The sequence below is a fragment of the Sphingomonas sp. G-3-2-10 genome, assembly GCF_012927115.1.
Taxonomy (GTDB): domain Bacteria; phylum Pseudomonadota; class Alphaproteobacteria; order Sphingomonadales; family Sphingomonadaceae; genus Sphingomonas.
Genome location: NZ_JABBFY010000001.1, coordinates 2191355 through 2212503, shown reverse-complemented (window position 1 = coordinate 2212503; position 21149 = coordinate 2191355). Strand labels below are relative to the sequence as shown.

Genomic DNA, 21149 nt, shown 5'->3' with positions numbered 1-21149 from the left:
GTACGGTTACGCCTTTATGACAGTGCGCCGGGCGGGGCTCAGCCCTGCCGGGCGGGCAGCAGGATCGTGACGGTCGTGCCCTTGCCGACGGTCGATGCGATATCGAGGCGGCCGCGATGCCGCTCGACCACATGCTTGACGATAGCGAGGCCCAGGCCGGTGCCGCCCAGCGATCGGCTGCGCCCGGAATCGACCCGGTAGAAGCGCTCGGTCAGGCGCGGGATATGTTCGGGCGGAATGCCTTCGCCTTCGTCCTGTACGCTCAACTGCACCATGCCGTCATTGCCGGGCTTCAGCTTCACCGTCACCGGCGTGGAGTCGCGGCCATATTTCATCGCGTTGCCGATCACATTGTGGAGCAGCTGCGAAAGCTGGACGCGATCCCCGCGGATTTCGGGCACTTCGCTGACGTCCATCACCAGATCGGCGATGCGCGGGCTGCCGCCGCCGGCCAGTTCGACCCGTACTTCCTCGACCAGCGCGTTCAGGTCGATGCTCTGTTCGGGCTTGCGATACTTGTCCGCTTCGATCCGGCTCAATGAGATCAGATCGTCGATCAGCCGCTGCATCCGCCGCGCTTCGTCGAACATGATCCGCAGGAACCGGTCGCGCATCGCGGGTTCGGTATCGGGATCGTCGCGCAGCGTTTCGACATAGCCGAGCAGCGCGGCGAGCGGGGTGCGCAGCTCGTGGCTGGCGTTCGCCACGAAATCGACGCGCATCCGCTCGGCGGTGTAGCTGCCGGTGCGGTCGATGAGGTGGACGATCCGCTGCCGCCCGACGTCGCGGACGCGCATCTCCCAGCGCTGGTCGCGCGTGCCCAGGCCGACGAGGTGGATCGATGCGCCGGGCGTCACTTCGGTCGGGTTGAGCAGCCGCTCGGCGGCGGCGGGGTGACGGATGGCGAGGCGGACATCCTCGCCGATGATATGCTGGCCCAGCAGCGCGCGGGCGGCATGGTTGGCCGAAAGCACGCGGTTCGCGGCGATCACCAGCACCGGCTCGGCGATCGCTTCCATCGCTTCGGCCACCGGCGGCTCGTCCCTGACGGGGGTGGCGGCCGGGGCGGGGGAAGCGGGTTCCTCCGATCCGCTGGCGGCGATCAGCACCGCGGCGATCCCGGCCACGGCGACCAGCAGCGCGGCCTGCGCGTCGCCATTGAGCAGATAGCTGGCGAGCGCCGCGAGGACCGCCACGGCCAGCGCCATGAGCGCGCGGAATCCGGATGAGGAGAGCATGGCCGCTTCCTAGCCCGGTCAACCACGATTTACGATTGCGAAAGAGGCGCGGGCGCAGGAAGAAGGGATATGGCCGACGAGAAGGACATCCCCAAGGCGAGCCGCCGCGCACTGATGATCGGCGCCGCGAGCGCATCCGCGATCGTCTCGATCCGTCCGGCGCTGGCACAGACCAGCGCTTCGGTGATGAATTGCGAGATTCCCGTGCCCGATCCGGGCAAGGCGGGCAGCTATATCGCACCCGATGGATCGCTGGTCGCACCGGGCACGCAGGGCGCATTCCCGCCGCCGGGCGTGAAGTACAAGGCCGAGGACGTGAAGCGCGCGCTGAACGGCGGCACGCTGCCGGGCGCCGATTACGAACGCAGCCGGGCCTACACCAACTATATCCGCCGCCTGCAATCGGGCACCGCGGGCTTTACCTGCTTCGCTTCGCTGCAGATGCCGCGCGGCTGAGGCCGTGCCGTTCCTTACGTTACCCAGAAGCCGCTGTGCTCCGGCGAAGGCCGGAGCCTCGGATTTAGAGCGGTGTCGCAGATGGCCGAGGCTCCGGCCTTCGCCGGAGCACGGGATGTGACCAGCTATCGCGCTGCTGCGCCCGCGACCCTGCGCATCGTCCCGCTCGACGCGCTGACGCTGATCTATCACCGCGCGTCGGGGATCACCCATGTCGTCGATGCGCCGGTTCCCGAGATTCTCGAGACGCTGGGCGACGAAGCGCTGAGCGTGGACGCGCTCCTCGCCCGGCTCGCCGAGCAATATGACCTTCCCGACGCCGATCCCATGACGCTGGCGGTACGGCTCGACGAACTGGTCGCCGCCGGACTGGTCGAGCGCGCATGAGGCATTCGACCCGCCTGCGCATCGGCCCGATCGGCTTCCGCATCGGTTGCGACTGGCGCGCGCCGATCGACGAGATCGAGCATCTCTATCGCGATTATCCGCAGCCCGACGACGGCATCCCGGATTTCAACGTCCACCTCTTCGCCGCGCGGCCCTGGCGTCGCTTCGCCCGGCCTTCGGTGCATATCGGCGGCGATTTCGTGATCCCCGACGCAGCGCCCTTGCCGCTGTCGATGGGGCTGCTCGCCGCCGAGATGGGGATGAACCTCCAGATGGCGCTGGGCCAGCGGCGCTATCTGCTGCTCCACGCCTCGGCTGCCGAGCGTGACGGCAAGGCGTTGCTGATGAGCGGCATTTCCGGCGCCGGCAAATCGACGCTCGCGGCGTTGCTGATGGCGCGCGGCTGGCGGCTGATGGGCGACGAGTTTGCGCTGGTCGATCCCGCGACCGGGCTGGTTCACGGCTTTCCCCGCCTTGTCAGTCTCAAGAACGAAGCGCTGCCGGTGGTCGCGGCGGCGCTGCCCGATGCGCGGTTCGGGGCGGTGATGGAGGGCACGCCCAAGGGGACGCTGCGCCACCTCGTTCCCGATGCCCGGGCGATTGCCGCCATGACGGAACCGGCGACGCCCGCGCTGCTGATCTTCCCCCGCTTCGGTTTCGAAGGCGCAGAGCGCCAGATGATGCCGAGCGAGACCTTCGTCCGCCTGACGCAGGCCTCGACCAACTATACCAACCTCGCCGAGCGCGGGTTCGATGCGCTCACCCGGCTGGTGCAGACCGTGCCCTCGCACGCGATCGACTATCCCGACACCGACACCGCCATCGCGCAGGTCGAACGGATCTGGAGCGCGCTGTGAACGGCGCGCTCCTGACCCGCGCGCTTCGCGACCCGGCATCGACCGCGACGCTCGATGCTGCGGGCTGGACTGCGTTGCTCGCCATCGCGCGCGCCGAGCAGCTGATCGGTACGCTGGCGCACCGGCTCGATGGTCTGCCCAAGCCCGCGGCGGCGCGGCGTGTGCTCGAGGACGCTATGGCGTCGGCGGAACAGGGCCGCATCGTCGCTTTGTGGGAAGCCGAGATGGCGCGCCGCGCGCTTGCGGGGACGGGCATTCCGATCGTGTTGCTCAAGGGCACCGCCTTTGCCGCTGCGGGGCTCTCGCCATCGCCCGGTCGCCAGATCGGCGATCTCGATATCCTCGTACCGCGCGACCGGATCGACGACGCCGAAGCCGCGATCCTCGCGTCGGGCTGGGAATGGGTGAAGCCCGATCCTTATGACGACGCCTATTACCGGCAATGGATGCATGAGCTGCCCCCGCTGATCCATCGCGAGCGCGACCGGATGATCGACGTGCATCACACGATCCTGCCGCTCACCGCGACGATCACGCCCGATGCGGCGGCGATGCTGAAGGACAGCGAGCCGCTGGAAAACGGCCTGCGCATCCTCAATCCCAACGACATGCTGTGCCATGCCGCCGCGCATCTGTTCGCCGATGGCGACCTTGCCGGCGGGCTGCGCAATCTGTGGGATATTCATTGTCTGATCGAGGAGTTCGGCATGGATGGGCTTGAGGCGCGCGCTCGCCATCACGGCCTGCTCGCTGCGATGCGTCGTGCAACACGGCAGGCGCACCATCATTATGGCACCGAAATTCCCGCGAGCTGGCAGGGCTGGGACAGCCTCGACCCGCTCTATGCCCGCCGTCTGCTCGCTCGCGACGGCTGGGGCCGCCAGAGCCGCAAGCTCACGCGAATGGCCTTCTATATTCGCAGCCATGCGATCCGGATGCCGCCCGCGATGCTGGCCCGGCATCTATGGACCAAATACCGCAAGGGCTATCGTCCGGTCGGGTAAAGTGATTGGAACATAAAAAGAACATTTTCTTGGCCTGCCGGACCGCCCCTGTTATGCTCGCGATACATCAGCAGGGGAGAGCCGCATGTTCCGCAAGGTCGCCTTCACCATGTACCCGGTCACCGACATGGCCCGGGCCCGCGCCTTTTATGAAGGGACGCTGGGCTTCACCCAGAGCAGCGCGCCGGAGAGCGTGCCCTGGGTCGAATATGACATGCCCGGCGGCGGCTGCCTCGCCATCACCACCGTCACCGGCGATACGCCCTCGGCCAATGCCGGCGGCACGATCGCGTTCGAAGTCGAGGATCTCGACGCGCTGTGCGCCGAACTGGAAGGCAAGGGCGTGACCTTCAAGAGCGACCTGATCCACAGCCCGGTCTGCCGGATGCGAGTGATCGCGGACAGCGAAGGCAATGCGATCCTGCTGCACCAGTTGAAGCATCGTGACTGATCGACACTGATCCACGCCCGTGGCAGCTTGCCCGCAGAAGGGGCATTTATGCGCATCGTACTGACGGCAGTCGCGGCGTTCTTACTGACGGGTTGCTCGATCGATCCGGGCACCATTCCGGTGGATGGAACGGAAAAGACGAAAAGCGCGGAAGCGGCAGTGGCTTCCTTTCGCAGACTCTATGCCGAGGGTCGCGATGTCGAGAATTATCGCGCAACCACGCCCGATCTTCGCGGCGCTGTCACCGAGAAGCAGTGGACCGATATGTTCACGAAATATCGGAGCACGTTCGGCAAGTTTCAGTCCGCGGAAAGGGTCGGCTGGCGGGAACAAGTGGGTACCGGGAATCTCGTCGTGCTGAATTACGAATCCACTTTCGAGCATGCAAAGGTGCTGGAGGAGTTCGTCTTCGTGACGAGTGACGGAAAGCAGCAGCTGAGCGCCTATCACTTCCAGTCGAATAAGAAAGCGGCGGACTAGGCCGCGCCCAGCCGCTCCAGCGCCGGGATCAGTTCGTCGTAACTGTCGATCACCGCATCGGCGTGAAGTTCCTCGACCGGCTGCATCAGGAAGCCGAAGCTGACGGCGATGCTGGGGATGCCGGCATTCTTCGCCGCCAGCGTGTCGTAGATCGAATCGCCGACGAACGCGGCTCGTCCGCCGCCGCCCAGAGCCTGGCAGCGCGCGATCATCTCGTGGATCGGCAGGGCGGAGGGCTTGGCGTTGCCGCGGCCCATCGTGTCCCCGCCGATCAGCGCGGCGAAGCGGTGAGCGAGGCCGAGTTCGCCGATCAGCTTGACTGCGAACCGCTCGAACTTGTTGGTGACGATCGCCGCCTTGACGCCCAGCGCGTCGAGCCGGTCGAGCGCGTCGAGCATCCCCGGAAAGGGCTTCGATCCGCGCGAGACATTGGCTTCGTAATAGGTCAGCAACTCGGGATAAACGCGGTCCATCAGCTCCTTGTCGAACCCGCCCGAGGCTTCGAGACTCATCTCCAGCATCGCCTTCGCACCGCGCCCGATCATCGTCTTGACCGCCGGCAGCTCCAGCAACGGCCGTCCTGCCAGCGCCAGCGCATGGTTGGTCGCCGCGGCAAGATCCTCGCTGGTGTCGAGAAGCGTGCCGTCGAGGTCGAATCCGACGATGTCGAAGGGGAAATTTGTCATGGACGGCCCTGATGCAGGCCGCGCTATGGAATTGGCAAGATGTTCGTGGCAGGGGCGAAGTTCAGTGGAGGGCACATGACAGCACCGATTGCCGCGATCATCCTCGCAGCCGGCAAGGGCACGCGGATGAAGTCAGACCTGCACAAGGTGCTGCACCCGATCGCGGGCCGGGCGATGCTGCTCCACCTGATCGACAGCCTCGACGCCGCCGGCGTCAGCGAGCGTGTCGTCGTGGTCGGCAGCCTGCGCGAACAGGTCGAGGCTGCCGTCACGCCGATGGGTGCGAAGATCGCGGTGCAGGAGGAACAGCTGGGGACCGCGCACGCCACGCTTCAGGCAAAGGACGCGCTGGCCGGGTTCGATGGCATCGCGGTGGTCTGTTTCGGTGACGTGCCCTTTCTGACGACCGCGACGATTACCCGGCTGGTCGAGCGGCTGGACGCCGAAGATGCGCCGAAGGTCGCGGTGCTCGGCTTCCGCCCCGAAGACCCCGCCGCTTATGGCCGCATCATCGCGGAGGGCGATGGCCGGGTGCTGGCGATGGTCGAGTATAAGGACGCCAACGAGCGCCAGCGCGCCGAGCGGCTGTGCAATTCGGGCGTCCTCGCCGCGCGCGCCGCGGACCTGTGGGCGTTGCTGGAGCGCGTCGACAACGACAATGCGGCGGGCGAATATTACCTTCCCGACGTGGTGATGCTGGCGCTGAAGGATGGCGACCGCTCGGTCGTGATCGAAGCGAGCGAAGCCGAAGTGCTGGGCATCAACAGCCGCGCCGAACTGGCCGGTGCCGAACTGGTCTGGCAGCGTGCCCGCCGGGTGCAGGCGATGGCCGATGGCGCGAGCCTGATCGCTCCGGAGACGGTGTGGTTCTCGTACGACACGGCGATCGGCCGCGACGTGATCATCGAACCCAATGTGTTCTTCGGCCCCGGCGTCAGCGTGGCGGATCGCGTCACCATCCACGGCTTCTGCCACATCGAAGGCGCGACGATCCTGAGCGGTGCGCAGGTCGGCCCCTATGCGCGGCTGCGGCCGGGCACGGTGCTGGAGCAGGGATCGAAGGTCGGCAATTTCGTCGAGATGAAGAAGGCGATCCTTGGCCCCGGTGCCAAGGCCAATCACCTGACTTATCTCGGCGATGCGAAAATCGGTGCGGGCGCGAATATCGGCGCGGGCACGATCACCTGCAACTATGACGGCTTCTTCAAATACGGCACCGAGATCGGTCATGGCGCATTCGTCGGATCGAACAGCGCGCTGGTCGCGCCGGTGAAGATCGGCGACGGCGCGATCGTCGCGGCGGGATCGGTGGTGACGCGCGATGTCGAAGCGAATGCGCTGGGCATCGTGCGGGCGAAGCAGGAAGTGAAGCCCGGCTGGGCGCATCGTTTCCGTGAAGCGATGAAGGCAAAGAAGGCAGCGAAATAATGTGCGGAATTGTCGGAATCCTCGGCACCAGCGACGTCGCGCAGCGGCTGTTCGACGGGCTCAAGCGCCTCGAATATCGCGGCTATGACTCGGCGGGCATCGCCACGTTGCACAATGGCGAGATCGATCGCCGGCGCGCGGAAGGCAAGCTCGCCAATCTGGGCAACCGCCTCGCCGAAAGCCCGCTGCCCGGCCTGATCGGCATCGCGCATACTCGCTGGGCCACGCACGGTGCGCCGACCGAGGACAATGCGCACCCGCACATCGTGGGCGACGTCACCATCGTCCACAACGGCATCATCGAGAATTTCAAGCCGCTGCGCGACGCGCTGATCGCGGAAGGGCGCCAGTTCAAGAGTCAGACCGACACCGAAGTCGTCGCGCATCTGGTCGATCGCGAGCTGAAGGCAGGCAAGGCTCCGCGCGATGCCGTCGCCGCGGTGCTGCCGCGCCTCCACGGCGCGTTCGCCATCGCCTTCCTGTTCCGCAACCAGCCCGACCTGCTGATCGCCGCGCGCCTCGGCGCGCCGCTGACCGTGGGCTATGGGGATGGCGAGAATTACCTGGGCTCGGACGCGCACGCGCTCGCCACGCTGACCCAGCGCATCGCCTATCTCGACGAAGGCGACTGGGCGGTGCTGACGCGCGAGAAGATCGAGATCTTCGATCGCGACAACAATCCCGTCGAGCGGCCGATCGTCCAGTCCGGCGCGACCGCCGAGGCGATCGACAAGGGCAACCACGCCCATTTCATGCTCAAGGAAATCTACGAGCAGCCGGTGGTCGTCGCGCAGACGCTCCAGTCGTACATCCGCCCGGTCGAGCAGATGGTGGCGATGCCCAATATGCATTTCGACCTGTCGAAGATCGAACGCGTGGTGATCGTCGCCTGCGGGACGGCTTCCTATGTCGGGATGATCGGCAAATACTGGATCGAGCGGTTTGCCCGGGTGCCGGTGGAAGTCGATGTGGCGTCGGAGTTCCGGTACCGGGATCCGGTGCTTTTGCCACATACGCTGGGCGTTGTGGTCAGCCAGTCGGGCGAGACCGCCGACACGCTGGCGGCGCTGCGCCACATGAAGGCGAACGGCGTCACCACCGCGGGCATCATCAACGTGCCGACCAGTTCGATGGCGCGAGAAGTCGATCTGCTGCTCTCCACCCATGCCGGGCCGGAAATCGGGGTGGCCTCGACCAAGGCATTCACCTGCCAGCTCGCGGTGATGGCCGCGCTGTCGGTCAATCTTGCCCGTGCCAAGGGGCTGATGCCGCCGAGCGAGGAGCGCCAGATCGTGCGCCATCTAATCGAGGCGCCGGCCTGCATCAACGCGGCGCTGGCGCGCGACGAGCAGATCGCGGCGATGGCCCCGAAGATCGCGGAAGCGCGCGACGTGCTGTATCTCGGCCGCGGTCCCGACTATCCACTGGCGCTGGAAGGCGCGCTGAAGCTCAAGGAAATCAGCTATATCCACGCCGAAGGCTATGCGTCGGGCGAGATGAAGCATGGTCCGATCGCGTTGATCGACGACCTCGTGCCGCTGATCGTGCTGGCACCCTCCGGCCCGCTGTTCGACAAGACCGTGTCGAACATGCAGGAAGCCAAGGCGCGCGGCGCGCGCGTGGTGCTGATCTCCGACAAGGAAGGCCTTGCGCTGGCCGGCGACGATGCCGAGGCAGTGATCGAGATGCCCAGTGTCCACCCGCTGATCGCGCCGCTCGTCTATGCCGTGCCGGTGCAGCTGCTGGCTTACCATGTCGCGGTGGCCAAGGGCACCGACGTCGACCAGCCGCGCAACCTGGCGAAGTCGGTTACGGTGGAATAATCAGCCCAGCAGCCGGACCAGCGCCGCCTGGATATCGGCTTCGCGATAGGGTTTCTCGATCAGCGGCTGGTTCTCGAACCCTTCGGGCACCGCGCCATAGCCGCTGGCGAACGCGAAGGGCACGCCGCCGCCGCGCAGCGCCTCGGCGATGCGGGTGCTGCGCTCGCCGCCCAGATTGATGTCGAGGATCGCCGCGTCGAGCCCGCCGGCCTGTGCCAGCGCCAGCCCGTCGGCGAGGCGGCTGGCGGGGCCGATGGTGACGCAACCAAGGCCGTCCAATATGTCCTCGAGGCACATCGCGACGATCGGCTCGTCTTCGACGACCAGCACGCGCAGTCCCTCCAGCGCGGTCATGCCGTCGCCTCGGGCAGCGGCGCCTCGACCACGCATTTCAGCCCTTCGGGCGCGAATTCGATCTTCACGCTGCCGCCCAGTTCGGCGGCGAGGCCGCGTTCGATCATGCGCGTGCCGAAGCCGCGTTTGGACGGCGTCTTGACCGGTGGACCGCCATGCTCGCTCCAGATCAGGCTCAGGCGAGGTTCGTTGCCGCTCGCCTTCGCCCATTGGATCGCGACCCGACCTTCGGGAACCGACAGCGCGCCATGCTTGACGGCATTGGTCGCGAGTTCGTGGATCGCGAGCGCGAGACTGATCGCGGTCTTGGGCGCGATGGTCAGGTCCGGCCCTTCCAGTTCGAACCGGCCCGCATCGCCGCCATGCGGCGCGACGGCATCGTCGATGATCCGCGCCATCGACACCGGACCCCAGAATTCGCGGGTGAGCAGATTGTGCGCCTCGGACAGAGCCGAGAGCCGCCCTTCGAACGCGGCGCGCGCGGCGCGGGGATTGGCGTCCGCCTTGAAGGTCTGCTGGACGATGCCCTGCACGATGGCGAGGGTGTTCTTCACCCGGTGGTTCAGCTCGTCGATCAGCAGCTTCTGATGCGCTTCGGCGCGCTTGGCCTCGGTCATGTCGCGGCCGATCGCCTGAAGCGAGGTCGGTCGGCCCTGATCGTCGAGACCCAGCCGCGAATTGGTTTCCCAGATCAGTTCGCGCCCGTCCTTCGCCCGGACGTTGATCGTCAGGCGAGTCGAACCGCCTTCGCTCAGCTTGCGCTGGAGCGCGGCGAGGCTGAGCGCGACCTGATCCTCGTCCATGAAATCGCCGATCCAGCGGCCGACGACTTCATGTTCCGCATAGCCGAGCGAACCGAGCACCGCCGGGTTCACCGAGGTTATGATCTGATCGAGCGTCATGGTGACGATGAAGTCGTTCGCCTGCTCGAACATGGTGCGATAGCGCGTTTCGCTCTCGCGCAATTCCTCTTCGGCGTGCTTGCGCTCGGTCACGTCGAACGAGATGCCGACGAAGCGGGTGGCACGTTCGTCGGCATAATCGACGCGGCTGCCGTGGCTTTGCAGCCAGCGTTCCTCGCCGGTGTCTGCCCGGCGGATGCGGTATTCGATCGTGTAGGGCTTGCCCTTCGCGACGCAGCGCTCGAACGCGGTGCGCGCCATTTCGCGATCGTCGGTGACGATCCGCTCAAGCCAGTCGTCCACGGTGCCGCGCAGATCCGGAGTCCGGGGCAGGCCGAGCAGATCGAACCGGTTGGGCGACCATTGGCCGGTCATCGTCGGCAGATCGAGTTCCCAGGTCGCCATGCCCGCGCCCTCAATCGCGAGGCGCAGCGTCTCCTCGCCCTTGCGCAGCGACGCTTCGTCTTCGCGCCGCTTGGTCACGTCGAGCGTCACCGCGAGCACACCGAACGGCTCGCCATCGGGACGGCGGATCACCGAGACCGAATTATTGACCCAAACGATCCCGTCATCCTTGCGGATATAGCGTTTCTCATGGGTGTAGGGCTCGCCGACCGCGACCGCGCGTTCGAACAGGCCGGTGTTGCGCTTGATGTCGTCGGGATGGGTGATCGACAGCATCGTCCGGCCCATCAGATCGTCGCGGTGCCACCCGGCGATCTCGCAGAAGCGATCGTTGACCAGGGTGAAGCGGCCATCGAGATCGACCTGGGCAAAGCCGGCGGTCGACTGGCTGATATAGGCCGAAAGCTGCGCCTCGCGATCGCGCAGCGCCAGTTCGGCTTCCTTGGCCTCGGTGACATCGTGGGCGACGCCGATAAAGCCGATATGCCGCCCCTCTGCGTCGCGTCGCGGCGAAGATGTGGAATTGAGCCAGCGCCATTCGCCGTCATGGCGGCGATAGCGCCCTTCCAGCGAGAAGGTCTCCAGGCTGGCTTCGCCCGCGATCGATTCCTGCAACAGCCGCATCGCATCTTCGGGATGGATGATCGCGCGCCAGTCGAACACGAGCGCCTCGTCATAGGGAACGCCGAGAAACTCGACATAGGCGCGATTCACGAAGCTGCGCTGGCGATTGAGCCGGGTGACCCAGACCGCCACGGGCGCACTGTCGGCGATCAGGCGGAACTCGTCCTCGCCCGTCGGCAGCGTTTCGATAGGGGCCTCGGGGGGTGCCATCCGTGCGTGACCCTAGCCATTAGTTACGGCAAATCAACGGCCTAGTGATGTTCGAAGCTGTCCCGGGGGGCGAGGGCGGGATCGCCCGTGTCCAGTTGGGCCTTTGCCTGCGCATCGCCCATCAGCGTCCAGCGCCAGAACAGGGTGGTCAGGCGGATCACGATTGGGCGGACATGGCTGTCGGGCGCGGTGCCGTGGCTGCTGAAATCCTGCCCGCCGAACGCGGCGTGGTTCGCCCCGTCGAGGACGAGCAGGTATTTCCCGCCGGCAGGCATGGCGCGATAGGGGCGCTGGCGATCGGCTGCCTTGACAGGGGTGAGCGCGACTTCGTCCTCGCCGCCGGTCAGCGAGAAGAAGGGGATGGCGATCGCGCCGAACGCATCGGTATCGGTGCCCGGCCCGCGCATCGGCGGGGCGGGGCTGAACGCGACGGCGGCGCGGATGCGGGGATCGGCGATGCTCGATCCGCGCGCGAAACGCTGACCCGCGACAGCCTGCGTCGTGTGCGCGCCGAAGCTGTGGCCGGACATGCCGATCTTCGTCGTATCGGCGCGGGCGAGGTCGCAGGCGCCGACCCTGGGGTGCTTTCCGATCTCGTCGATCGCGAAGCCGACGTCGCCGACGCGGGCGATCAGTTGCTGGGGCGCCATTGCCGCCTGCGCCCCGGCGTCGCGCACGGCCGGGCCGTCGCTGCCGGGATGCTGGAGGTGAATGACGATGAACCCGGCCTCGGCCCAGGCGATGCCCCATGCCTTGCCTGCCTCCACCGATCCGCCGAGTCCGTGGCTGAACAGGATGACCGGCGCCTTGCCCGATCCGCCCGGCATCCGCACCCGTATCGGCACATCGCGATTGCGCTGGGCGTCGTGCCAGGTCGCATCGCAGACCACGGGGGCGGCGACGGCGAGCAGAAGCGGGAGAAACATGGGCGACCCTTCCGCGAATAACCGCTGAACGGAGTAGGGCGGGCGAGGGGGCGGTACAAGTCACTCCGCCAGCGGCGGATACAAGCCACGCCGCCAGCGGCGGATACAAGCCGAAGCCACGGGGATCGGATCGCGGCTTCGGCTTGCTCCCGTGGCCCCGGCCCTCCGGGCAGGAAGGACCGGTTATGGCGGCCTACGCCAAACCGTCCGGGAGAAGGACGGCTCCAACTTGCCCTTTACCCGTGGTTAACGCTGCCCGGTTACTCCGTGGAAATACTCTATGGGGGTGAGACAGGTGCGCATTCTGATCGTGGATGACGAGCCGGCGATGCACGAATCGTATCGCCAGTGCTTCGGCGGCAATGCGGGGGGCGGCGATGCGTCGGCGCTTTCGGCGATGGCGGCGGAACTCTTCGGCGACGAAGACCGCGCGGCGCCCGCGCCGCTCGCGGCGAACGATACCGAGTTCGACTGTTCGCATTTCATGCAGGGCCTCGACGCGGTGGACGCAGTCGAGCAGGCCATCGCCAGCGGCGATCGCTTCTCGGTCGCCTTCATCGACGTGCGGATGCCGCCGGGGATCGACGGCAAGGAAACTGCGCGCCGCATCCGCGCGCTCGATCCCGACATCAACCTCGTCATCGTCACCGGCTATTCGGATTTCTCGCCCCTCGACATCAGCCGCGCCGCCGGGCCCGCCGACAAGATCTTCTACATCGCAAAGCCGTTCCAGGCCGAGGAAGTGATCCAGACCGCGACCGCGCTGGGCAGCCGCTGGCAGGTGGATCTGGAGCTGAAGGCCGCGCGCGCCGCGCTGGCCGACAAGATCGATCTGCTGGAAGAGCAGAAGCTGGAACTGGCCGCGAACGAATCCAAGGCCACGCACATGGCCAATCACGATTCGCTGACCGACGCGCCGAACCGGCTCGCCTTCCTGCGCGTGCTGACCGACTATGTCCGCTCGCGCGAATGCTTCGGCATGGCGATGATGGATCTCGACCGGTTCAAGCTGGTCAACGACACGTTCGGCCATCTGGCCGGCGATGAACTGATCCGCATGGTCTATGCGATCCTGCAGGAGAATATCGGCGAGGACGGCTTTGTCGCGCGCCTGGGCGGCGACGAATTCGCGTTGCTCAAGAAATGCGGCAGCGAGGACGAGGCCGTGATGACCTGCGAGCAGCTGATCAAGGCCTGCTCGACCAGCTTCAAGGTGTTCGGCCATTCGGTGCAGGGTGGGTGCTCGATCGGCGTGGTCATGGCCGAAGCGGGCCAGGAGAACGACCCGATCGACGTGATGCGCCGCGCCGATCTGGCGCTGAACGAAGCCAAGCGCGGCGGCCGCGGCATCGTCCGCGTGTTCGACGAGAGCATGGACGAATCGATCCGCTTCCGCCGTCAGATCGAAAGCGGGCTTTCGGCCGCGATCGCCAATGGCGAGCTCAAGCTGGTGTTTCAGCCGATCGTCGGCCGCGAAGGTCTGGAAGTGAAGGGCTTCGAGGCGCTGCTGCGCTGGTGCAGCCCCGAATATGGCATGATCTCGCCCGGGATGTTCATCCCGATCGCCGAGGAATCGAACCTGATCCACGAACTGGGCGACTGGGTGATCGACGAGTCGGTCCGCGTGCTGCAGCAATGGCCGGGGCAATATGTCTCGGTGAACTTCTCGCCGCGCCAGTTCCGCCGGCCCAATTTCGTGGGCCATATCATCGAGCGGGTGCAGCATCGCGGCGTCAGCCCGATGCGGTTCCAGATCGAGATCACCGAGACCGCGATCTTCGACGATGTCGAACGCGCGTCGGAAACCCTGTTCCGCCTGCGCCAGATGGGCTTCCGCATCGCGCTGGACGATTTCGGCACCGGCTATTCCTCGCTCTACAATATCCGCAAGTTCGCGCTGGATTGCCTGAAGATCGACCGCAGCTTCATCGACGGCATGGGCCGCGAGCGTGAGAGCGCTGCGATCGTCCATTCGATCATCCATCTCGGCCGCGCGCTCGGGCTGGAGGTGGTGGCCGAGGGTGTCGAGACCGAGGCCCAGCTTCAGTCGCTCCGCGCGGCGGGGTGCAGCCATCTCCAGGGCTATTATCTCGCGCGTCCGATGCCGGAGGAAGATGCCCTCTGGCTCGCCACCCAGCGCTTCATGGCGGTGGAGGAAGACGAGGAAGCGGTCGAGCTTCCCGAGATTCAGGCAGGTAACGGGACCCACGGCTGATGTCTGCTCGCTCGGCCGGGCGGCCGGGCCGGCGCTTCGCCGTCCCCGCATCGCTCGGCGCCAAACTGGTGCTGATCCTGACCGGCGTCGGCCTGCTCGGCGCCGTTGCGCTTACCCTGCTGCTCGCCAGCGTCATCACGCCCAGCTTCAATCAGCTGGAGCAGGGCGCGGTGGACGGCCATGTCCAGCGCACCAATGGCGTGCTCGGCGAATTCGCCTCGAAGGTGCAGGGCACGGTCAAGGACTATGGCGACTGGACCGACAGCTACAACTACATGGCCGATCATAACGAGACATTCGAGAAGGACAGCTTCTCGCCGCTCGCGATGGTCAATCTCGGCGTCAACGGGATGGCCTATCTCGACAACGATCGCCGCGTGGTAATCGCCCGCTGGCTCGATCTGGAAAGCGAGAGGGACGTGCCCGCGATGCGCGACGCGCTGGTCCGCACGCTGGCGACGATCGATCCGGCCAAGGCGCTGCACGGGCAGAGCTCGGCCAATTTCTACGCCAAGTTCGGCGACCGGCTTGCCGCGGTCGGCATCGCGCAGGTGCGCAAGTCCGACGGGAGCGGCGATCCGCGCGGCTATGTCATCATGGCCCGCACGATCGACAGCAAGCAGCTGTACAATCTGCTGCGGCTCGATGCGAAGCTCGAGCTTGCGAACCCGCAGGCCGATGTCAGCGTCACGCCGCACGATTCGAGCCTCAACATCGCTGTTCCGATCGCCGGGGTGACCGGCCGCCCGGTCGCGACGGTGACCTATGACGTGCCGCGCGACCTCTCCGGCCTGGGCCGGCGTATGCTGCTGCTCGCGGTGGTGGGATCGAGCGTGCTGCTGATCATCGTGCTGTGGGTGCTGCGGCGCATGATCGTGCGGATGGTGCTGAAGCCGCTCAACCGGGTCGAGCAGCATATGGGCGTGGTGCAGGAATCGGGTTCGCTCGGCCTGTTGATCGAGGAGCCGCGTGGCGACGAGATTGGCAGTCTCGTCACCAGCTTCAATGCGATGCTGAAGCAGCTCAAGGATCTGCGGGAGCAGCTGGAGGTGCAGAGTTTCACGCTGGGCCGCAGCGAAAGCGCGGTCGCGGTGATGCACAATGTCCGCAACGCGCTGAACCCGATCAGCACCGTGCTGAGCCAGGGCGCCGCGCGCCAGCAGCCGATCGACAAGGATATCCTCGATCGCGCGCTGGGCGAACTGATGCGCAACGACATTCCCGACGCCCGCCGTCAGAAGCTGGTCGCGTTCCTTGCGGCCGCGGTCCACGCCGTCGAGACCGAGCGCGAGGACCGGAACAAGCAGAACCAGATCGGCCGCGAGGCACTGCACCATGTTCTCGAAATCATCGGCCAGCAGCAGGAAGCTGCGCATGAGCGGCCGCAGCTCGCGGCGTGCGACATGTCGGACATCGTTGCGCAGAACGCCACGATCGCGCGCTATTCGGGCGGCAGTTCGATCGCGTTCAGCTTCCCGTCGAAGCCGCATCTGGTGATGGCCAATCGCGTGATCCTGAGCCAGGTCGTCGGCAATCTATTCTCGAACTCGGCCGAAGCGATCGCCGCCACGGGCCGTAACAGCGGCAGCATCTCGGTTTCGATCCACGAACGCGAGGGCCGGGTGGAGATCATCATCCGCGACGATGGCGAAGGCTTCGATCCCGAAAAGGGCGCGACCCTGTTCCAGCGGGGCTTTTCGACCCGCGAGCACAAGTCGGGCGGGCTGGGACTGCACTGGTGCGCCAATTCGATGCTGGCGATGGAAGGCGCGCTGGAGCTGAAGAGCGAAGGCAAGGGCCACGGCGCCCGCGCGGTGATCACGCTGAAAGCGGCGCAGGCGCAGCCTGCGTTGCAGAGCGCCGCTGCTTAGATTCAAATCCTCCCCCTCCGGGGAAGGATTTGAATGCGCGCGGCGTAAGCTAGTCGCAGGCTTGTAATGTTGGATTTCAGCTGCTTGGTTCAGCCGGCCCGGAAACCCGGGCCGCTCTTTGAACCGTCAGCCACGGCGCCGCACCATTCCATCAATCGACGCAAATCTCCTCGGGATAAGGTCACGAACCGCGCGACTTCCCGGACCTTACCGCAGCCGCGCCACGAACGGATGCTCCGCCGACGAGCCCGGCGTCAGCGCCGCGGTGCGGATGTGCGATACGGCCTCGACCGCGGTCCGGTTGGTCTCCAGCCCGAAGCTGCGGCCCCCGAGGATTTCCTGATACGAGCGCGTGTGCAGATCGGTGAAGCCGCCGGAAAATTCGATTTCCTCGCCATCGACGGTGATCGAGCGCCACGTCCGCTGACCCTTTGCGCGGGCTTCGGCGGGGACGTCGTCGATGTCGATCGACATGAACCAGCGGACCCGGGCATGCTCATATTCGAGATAGCCGGCCGCGTGGCGATCGTCGTGCCAATGGACTTCGTTGATCTGCAGCGCGCCGAACATGAAGTGCAGCATGTCGAAGAAATGCACGCCGATATTGGTCGCGATCCCGCCCGACTTGGCGACATCGGCCTTCCACGACTGCATGTACCAGTGGCCGCGCGAGGTGATGTAGGTCAGGTCGACCTCATGCTTCGTATTGCGAGCCTCGGCCTGCACCTTTTCGCGCAGCGCGACGATCGAGGGGTGGAGGCGAAGCTGGAGGATGGTGTGGACCTGCCGCCCGGTCGCCTGCTCCATCTCTAGCAGCCCGTCCAGGTTCCACGGATTGAGCACGATCGGCTTCTCGCAGATCGCATCCGCGCCGCTGCGCATGGCGAAGCGGCAATGTGCGTCGTGGAGATAATTGGGCGAGCAGATCGCCATATAGTCGATTGCCTGCTCGTGCGTGCCGCGCGTGAGATTGTAGATGTGCCGGTCGAAGCGCTCGAATTCGGTGAAGAAATCGGCTTCCGGAAAATAGCTGTCGATGATGCCGACGCTGTCGTTCACGTCATAGGCGACGGTGATCTGGTTGCCGGTGTCCCGGACGGCGGACATGTGGCGCGGCGCGATATAGCCTGCGGCCCCGATCAACGCGAAATTCTTCATGACGTCCCCTGCACTGGCGGCTCGCCTCTAGGACGGGGCGCGGACGGGTGCAACCGCATCTCGCACCCTCCGAACGTCTGTGTTAGCGCCATATCGTAGAAGCTTAGGGGCAGGCATGAACAGCATCGACGAAACCGGGGCGCAGCCGCGACGGCCATTGCTTGCCTATTGGCCGGAAGTGGATGGCCTGCGGACGCTGGCGGTGCTTGCGGTCGTCCTCTTCCATTTCGAGCGTTCGTGGCTCGGCGGCGGATTTGTCGGCGTCGACATCTTCTTCGTGATTTCGGGTTTCCTGATCACCGCGATCCTGCTGGAAGACCGCGATCGCGGCAAATTCTCGCTCGGCCGCTTCTACCAGCGCCGCATCTCGCGCATCGCGCCTGCCTTCTTCCTCGTCCTGTTCGCGACGCTGATCGGGGCGTGGTTCGTCTATTCGGACCAGGATTTCGCATCCGCCGGCGCCAATGCGGCTTTCGCCGCGGTGAGCCTGGCGAACGTCAAATACATGCTGATGGGCAGCTATTTCACGGTCTCGCCCGATGCCCAGCCGTTCCTGCATTACTGGTCACTGGCGGTGGAGGAGCAGTTCTACCTGTTCTTCCCCTTCTATCTCTATGCCGTCACGCGCTGGACGCGCTGGCCGGTCGCGATCACGCTGGTGCTCGCCGCGCTCAGCCTGATCCTGTGCATCGCGGTTACTGTCGTGAAGCCGGTCTATGCCTTTTACCTGCTGCCCACGCGCGGATGGGAATTGCTGGCGGGCGCGGCGGTCACGATGCTGCGCTGGCGCGGGATCACGCCGGGCGAGAAGCTGTCGCCCTGGCTTTCCTGGGGCGGACTGGCGCTGGTGGTCGTATCGGTAGTGGCGCTGCGCGAAGGCGAGAATTTCCCCGGATTCCTCGCGGCGCTGCCGGTGCTGGGGACGGTCGCGATCCTCGCCACGGCTGGCGATCCGCGCCCGGTTCTGAACCGATGGCTCGGGCACAAGCTGCCTGTCCATATCGGCAAGCGATCCTATTCGCTCTATCTGTGGCACTGGCCGATCTTCTCGCTGGTCGATTACCAGCTCTACGCGTCGGACGAGTGGACGCGCGGCGCGCTCAAGATCGGGCTGACGCTGGCCGCGACCTGGATCAGCTATGCGCTGGTCGAGCGCCCGGCACGGCTGATGCTCAACCGGCCGAGCCGGCGGATGCTGGCCTTTATGGGCTTTTTCGCGGCGGCGGCGGGGACGTTCGCGGCGGGGATGGCGATCCGCAACGCGCATTATCTCGACGCCAGCCCCGACGGCATCGCCGGTGGCGGCATCGTCGCGTCTGAAGGGAGCCGGGGCCGCGTGGTGCTGGTCGGTGACAGTCAGGCGAGCATGTATGCGCGCGATCTGGGAATGTTGGCGAAGTCGCGGGGCTATGGCCTCAATGTGCTGAGCATGTCGGCAGGCGATCAGCTTCCCGGCCGCGAGGGTTCGACCTGGCCCGCGGTGTGGTCGTACCTGTCCGCGCAGCCGGTGGACGTCGTGGTGCTGGCCGAAGCATGGGACGACAAGCTGACCGACCCCGCCGTGCTGCAAACCGCGCTGGCGCAGTTCGCATCGCGCAACATCCATGTGATCCTCGTCCAGCAGATCCCGGGGCCGCCGAAGACGGTGAATCGCGATGCGATCCGCCACGGGCTGGCGCCGCCGTTTGTTGAGGATGACGCTACCGTCGACGCGCGGATGCGCGGACGGGCGATCGTTGCTGCGGCGGCCTCACCGTCCGTGACGGTGGTCGATCCCGCGCCGCTGTTCCTCAGTCCCGACGGCTCGCTCGCACTGATCGGCGGCAATGGCCGGCTCAACTATCAGGACGAGCGGCATCTGTCCGATACCGGCAATCAGCGTGTCATGCCGCTGCTGGATGCCGCGATCGAGGCGGCGCTGAAGCGACGGGACTGACATGAGCGCGGCGCATTGGCGGCGGACATTGCCGGACGACATCGCGGCTATCGGCCTGCTATCACGCCGCTTGCTGGGCCCATATGCGGAGCATGACTTCGTGTTCGAGGAACGGCTGGCGCTGTGCGGGGAGGGATGCCTGACCCTGTCCGATGGCGTGGCGATCGGGGGCTATGTGATCAGCCATCCGTGGTGGCGGGCCAATCCGCCCGCGCTGAACACGTTGATCGGCGACCTGCCGGAGGACGCGGATTGCTGGTACCTCCATGATGTCGCAGTGGACGAGCGGTTTCGCGGCGCAGGGGCGGTTGCGTCCGCCGTGGACGAGATCGCCGGGCTTGCCCGCAATAAGGGCATCGGGACGCTTGCCCTGGTCGCGGTCGGCGGGGCGGCGTCCTATTGGGCGCGGCTGGGCTTCGCCGCTGTGACGACCGATGCGTTGCGGGCGAAGCTGGACGGCTATGGCGCCGACGCGGCCTATATGGAGCGGTCCGCCTAGGACGCGCGCTTGCGGATCACGTCGTCGGTGCGACGCAGATAGGGCGCGACGAGATTGCGGGCGCGGAAGAATTCCTGCGCGTCGGGATCGAGCGAATCGAAATTGCCGATGACGCGGCGGCACTCCGGCGAGCGGCACTGGCAGATCATGTGCCAATTCGATTCCCGCAGCGTGGTCGAATAGTCCCATGCGATTTCCTCGCCGGGCTCGATCGCGCGGATCGCGACGAGGAACACGCCATCATCGGTAAAGCGCAGCCCGGCATTGGGCGCGCAGCTATGGTTGACCAGATCGTCGATCCGGCCGCTGGGCCCCATATAGTGATCGGGGGTGACCTGGACGAAGCGGTCGCCCTGTCCGCTCATCAGGCTGGGGACCTGATCGGCGCGGAAGCGGCGGCCGGTGAATTCGATCAGCGTATCGCCCTCGGCAAAGGGTGCGGCGGCGAACACGGCCTTGCCGAGATGCGTTTCGTCGACGCGGAACATGCCGGTCTGCGGCTTGTAGCGATCGAAGAAGCGCAGCCCCCCGCGCCGTACGCCGAACGAGCGCAGCGGATTGATCGTCGCGAGCCCGATCATGAACCAGACGCTGGCGTGGCAGAGGAATTCGGTGAGCACATAGCTGAGCTCGGCGACGCCGGGCTGGCCCGCACGGACTGCGACCATCAGCGTGGCGAGATCGCCGAAGGTCCACAGGCCCCATGCGGGCGAACGCTCGCGGCTGCGGTCCTGCATCGCGCTGACCCAGGTGGGCCAGAAACTGACCGGAACCGCGAGGACGACGAGCATGTGCGCCCAGAAAGTCTCGCGGAACACAAGCCACACGACCAGCGCGGTGAGGCAGGCAGCGATGCAGAAGGTTTCGGTATTGCTGGGCGGCGCCCAGGACGAGCGGCGCCAGATACCGAGCGTGACGGCGAGGCAGGCGACCGAGGAGATGGCGAACACCCATCCTTGCGGCGCGCCGGGGTTTACCGCGGCATAGGTCAATGCTTCGAGGCCGGTCGATGCTGCCCAGATCAGCCAGGATGCGCGGTTCGGCCTGACGGTCTGCCGGCGCAGGCCCATCAGGTAGACGGCATAGCCGGAAAAGCTGAATCCGACCGCCAGAAGGAACCACAGATCGAAGGTCAAACACCCCACTCCCGAACGACCTGTTTACCATGATCGCGCGAATCCGTCTATCCGCGACTCGCGGTGACTCCGCGAGTCGCGGCAAATCAACCCGTGGTGGTCC

19 protein-coding genes are annotated in these 21149 nt (G+C 66.0%); 12 read left to right on the top strand and 7 right to left on the bottom strand.

Features of this window, described 5'->3' with window-relative positions:
* Positions 1–38: 38 nt before the first annotated feature.
* Positions 39–1238 (bottom strand): ATP-binding protein, encoded by a 1200-nt coding sequence (locus tag HHL13_RS10985; RefSeq protein WP_169555702.1) that lies wholly within the window; start codon positions 1236–1238, stop codon positions 39–41.
* Positions 1239–1307: 69 nt separating this feature from the next.
* Here HHL13_RS10985 and HHL13_RS10980 point away from each other — a divergent pair, with 69 nt between their 5' ends.
* The 6 genes from HHL13_RS10980 to HHL13_RS10955 all read left to right on the top strand — a co-directional run bounded on the left by HHL13_RS10980 (position 1308) and on the right by HHL13_RS10955 (position 4873).
* Positions 1308–1694, top strand: coding sequence for a hypothetical protein (locus HHL13_RS10980; protein ID WP_169555701.1), 387 nt, complete (start codon positions 1308–1310; stop codon positions 1692–1694).
* 81 nt (positions 1695–1775) lie between these two features.
* A complete protein-coding gene (locus tag HHL13_RS10975) occupies positions 1776–2081 on the top strand; it encodes an HPr-rel-A system PqqD family peptide chaperone (RefSeq protein ID WP_169555700.1) in 306 nt (101 codons plus the stop codon).
* Positions 2078–2938: an HprK-related kinase A gene (locus HHL13_RS10970; protein WP_169555699.1), complete on the top strand. Its 861-nt coding sequence runs from the start codon at positions 2078–2080 to the stop codon at positions 2936–2938. The genes HHL13_RS10975 and HHL13_RS10970 overlap by 4 nt, the downstream gene beginning before the upstream one ends.
* The gene (locus HHL13_RS10965) at positions 2935–3942 is read left to right on the top strand and encodes a nucleotidyltransferase family protein (RefSeq protein WP_169555698.1); all 1008 of its coding nucleotides are present in this window, start codon (positions 2935–2937) and stop codon (positions 3940–3942) included. Before HHL13_RS10970 ends, HHL13_RS10965 begins: the two co-directional genes overlap by 4 nt.
* Positions 3943–4027: 85 nt before the next feature.
* Positions 4028–4393 carry a VOC family protein gene (locus HHL13_RS10960; protein WP_169555697.1) on the top strand — a complete coding sequence of 122 codons (366 nt, stop codon included), beginning with the start codon at positions 4028–4030 and terminating at the stop codon, positions 4391–4393.
* Positions 4394–4441: 48 nt separating this feature from the next.
* A complete protein-coding gene (locus HHL13_RS10955) occupies positions 4442–4873 on the top strand; it encodes a DUF4019 domain-containing protein (protein WP_169555696.1) in 432 nt (143 codons plus the stop codon).
* On the opposite strand, the gene HHL13_RS10950 is transcribed toward HHL13_RS10955, so the two are convergent.
* Positions 4870–5559: an HAD hydrolase-like protein gene (locus HHL13_RS10950; RefSeq protein ID WP_169555695.1), complete on the bottom strand. Its 690-nt coding sequence runs from the start codon at positions 5557–5559 to the stop codon at positions 4870–4872. The two genes, HHL13_RS10955 and HHL13_RS10950, sit on opposite strands and share 4 nt — an antisense overlap.
* A 75-nt stretch (positions 5560–5634) precedes the next feature.
* On the opposite strand from HHL13_RS10950, the gene glmU reads away from it, so the two are divergent.
* Together glmU and glmS are read left to right on the top strand one after the other, a co-directional pair.
* A complete protein-coding gene (gene glmU, locus HHL13_RS10945) occupies positions 5635–6987 on the top strand; it encodes a bifunctional UDP-N-acetylglucosamine diphosphorylase/glucosamine-1-phosphate N-acetyltransferase GlmU (protein ID WP_169555694.1) in 1353 nt (450 codons plus the stop codon).
* Positions 6987–8810 carry a glutamine--fructose-6-phosphate transaminase (isomerizing) gene (gene glmS, locus HHL13_RS10940; protein ID WP_169555693.1) on the top strand — a complete coding sequence of 608 codons (1824 nt, stop codon included), beginning with the start codon at positions 6987–6989 and terminating at the stop codon, positions 8808–8810. The genes glmU and glmS overlap by 1 nt, the downstream gene beginning before the upstream one ends.
* On the opposite strand, the gene HHL13_RS10935 is transcribed toward glmS, so the two are convergent.
* Genes HHL13_RS10935 through HHL13_RS10925 form a run of 3 tightly spaced genes read right to left on the bottom strand, consistent with a single transcriptional unit; the run spans position 8811 to position 12231 of the window.
* On the bottom strand, positions 8811–9164 hold the full coding sequence (locus HHL13_RS10935; RefSeq protein WP_169555692.1) for a response regulator: 354 nt from the start codon (positions 9162–9164) through the stop codon (positions 8811–8813). It lies immediately after the preceding gene.
* Positions 9161–11305, bottom strand: a complete 2145-nt coding sequence (locus HHL13_RS10930) for a PAS domain S-box protein (RefSeq protein WP_169555691.1) — start codon at positions 11303–11305, stop codon at positions 9161–9163. The genes HHL13_RS10935 and HHL13_RS10930 overlap by 4 nt, the downstream gene beginning before the upstream one ends.
* A 41-nt stretch (positions 11306–11346) precedes the next feature.
* Positions 11347–12231: a dienelactone hydrolase gene (locus tag HHL13_RS10925; RefSeq protein WP_169555690.1), complete on the bottom strand. Its 885-nt coding sequence runs from the start codon at positions 12229–12231 to the stop codon at positions 11347–11349.
* Positions 12232–12526: 295 nt separating this feature from the next.
* On the opposite strand from HHL13_RS10925, the gene HHL13_RS10920 reads away from it, so the two are divergent.
* Positions 12527–14446, top strand: coding sequence for an EAL domain-containing protein (locus tag HHL13_RS10920; protein ID WP_346775541.1), 1920 nt, complete (start codon positions 12527–12529; stop codon positions 14444–14446).
* Positions 14446–16317, top strand: a complete 1872-nt coding sequence (locus HHL13_RS10915; RefSeq protein ID WP_169555688.1) for a CHASE4 domain-containing protein — start codon at positions 14446–14448, stop codon at positions 16315–16317. Before HHL13_RS10920 ends, HHL13_RS10915 begins: the two co-directional genes overlap by 1 nt.
* 207 nt (positions 16318–16524) lie before the next feature.
* Here HHL13_RS10915 and HHL13_RS10910 read toward each other — a convergent pair whose 3' ends face one another.
* Positions 16525–17475 (bottom strand): Gfo/Idh/MocA family oxidoreductase, encoded by a 951-nt coding sequence (locus HHL13_RS10910; protein ID WP_169555687.1) that lies wholly within the window; start codon positions 17473–17475, stop codon positions 16525–16527.
* Between the two features lie 115 nt (positions 17476–17590).
* Between HHL13_RS10910 and HHL13_RS10905 the strand changes: the two genes are divergently transcribed.
* Both HHL13_RS10905 and HHL13_RS10900 read left to right on the top strand, forming a co-directional pair.
* A complete protein-coding gene (locus HHL13_RS10905) occupies positions 17591–19411 on the top strand; it encodes an acyltransferase family protein (protein ID WP_169555686.1) in 1821 nt (606 codons plus the stop codon).
* 1 nt (position 19412) lies between these two features.
* The gene (locus HHL13_RS10900) at positions 19413–19910 is read left to right on the top strand and encodes a GNAT family N-acetyltransferase (RefSeq protein WP_169555685.1); all 498 of its coding nucleotides are present in this window, start codon (positions 19413–19415) and stop codon (positions 19908–19910) included.
* On the opposite strand, the gene HHL13_RS10895 is transcribed toward HHL13_RS10900, so the two are convergent.
* Positions 19907–21055: an SET domain-containing protein gene (locus tag HHL13_RS10895; RefSeq protein WP_346775540.1), complete on the bottom strand. Its 1149-nt coding sequence runs from the start codon at positions 21053–21055 to the stop codon at positions 19907–19909. The two genes, HHL13_RS10900 and HHL13_RS10895, sit on opposite strands and share 4 nt — an antisense overlap.
* Positions 21056–21149: the final 94 nt, after the last annotated feature.

Excerpts from the sequence above, each read along its gene's own strand:
- HHL13_RS10970 (WP_169555699.1), top strand. The coding sequence starts at position 2,078 with ATGAGGCATTCGACCCGCCTGCGCATCGGCCCGATCGGCTTCCGCATC.
- HHL13_RS10960 (WP_169555697.1), top strand. The coding sequence starts at position 4,028 with ATGTTCCGCAAGGTCGCCTTCACCATGTACCCGGTCACCGACATGGCC.
- HHL13_RS10985 (WP_169555702.1), bottom strand. The coding sequence starts at position 1,238 with ATGCTCTCCTCATCCGGATTCCGCGCGCTCATGGCGCTGGCCGTGGCG.
- HHL13_RS10915 (WP_169555688.1), top strand. The coding sequence starts at position 14,446 with ATGTCTGCTCGCTCGGCCGGGCGGCCGGGCCGGCGCTTCGCCGTCCCC.
- HHL13_RS10955 (WP_169555696.1), top strand. The coding sequence starts at position 4,442 with ATGCGCATCGTACTGACGGCAGTCGCGGCGTTCTTACTGACGGGTTGC.
- HHL13_RS10905 (WP_169555686.1), top strand. The coding sequence starts at position 17,591 with ATGAACAGCATCGACGAAACCGGGGCGCAGCCGCGACGGCCATTGCTT.
- HHL13_RS10910 (WP_169555687.1), bottom strand. The coding sequence starts at position 17,475 with ATGAAGAATTTCGCGTTGATCGGGGCCGCAGGCTATATCGCGCCGCGC.
- HHL13_RS10925 (WP_169555690.1), bottom strand. The coding sequence starts at position 12,231 with ATGTTTCTCCCGCTTCTGCTCGCCGTCGCCGCCCCCGTGGTCTGCGAT.
- glmU (WP_169555694.1), top strand. The coding sequence starts at position 5,635 with ATGACAGCACCGATTGCCGCGATCATCCTCGCAGCCGGCAAGGGCACG.
- glmS (WP_169555693.1), top strand. The coding sequence starts at position 6,987 with ATGTGCGGAATTGTCGGAATCCTCGGCACCAGCGACGTCGCGCAGCGG.
- HHL13_RS10980 (WP_169555701.1), top strand. The coding sequence starts at position 1,308 with ATGGCCGACGAGAAGGACATCCCCAAGGCGAGCCGCCGCGCACTGATG.
- HHL13_RS10975 (WP_169555700.1), top strand. The coding sequence starts at position 1,776 with ATGGCCGAGGCTCCGGCCTTCGCCGGAGCACGGGATGTGACCAGCTAT.
- HHL13_RS10930 (WP_169555691.1), bottom strand. The coding sequence starts at position 11,305 with ATGGCACCCCCCGAGGCCCCTATCGAAACGCTGCCGACGGGCGAGGAC.
- HHL13_RS10935 (WP_169555692.1), bottom strand. The coding sequence starts at position 9,164 with ATGACCGCGCTGGAGGGACTGCGCGTGCTGGTCGTCGAAGACGAGCCG.
- HHL13_RS10900 (WP_169555685.1), top strand. The coding sequence starts at position 19,413 with ATGAGCGCGGCGCATTGGCGGCGGACATTGCCGGACGACATCGCGGCT.
- HHL13_RS10950 (WP_169555695.1), bottom strand. The coding sequence starts at position 5,559 with ATGACAAATTTCCCCTTCGACATCGTCGGATTCGACCTCGACGGCACG.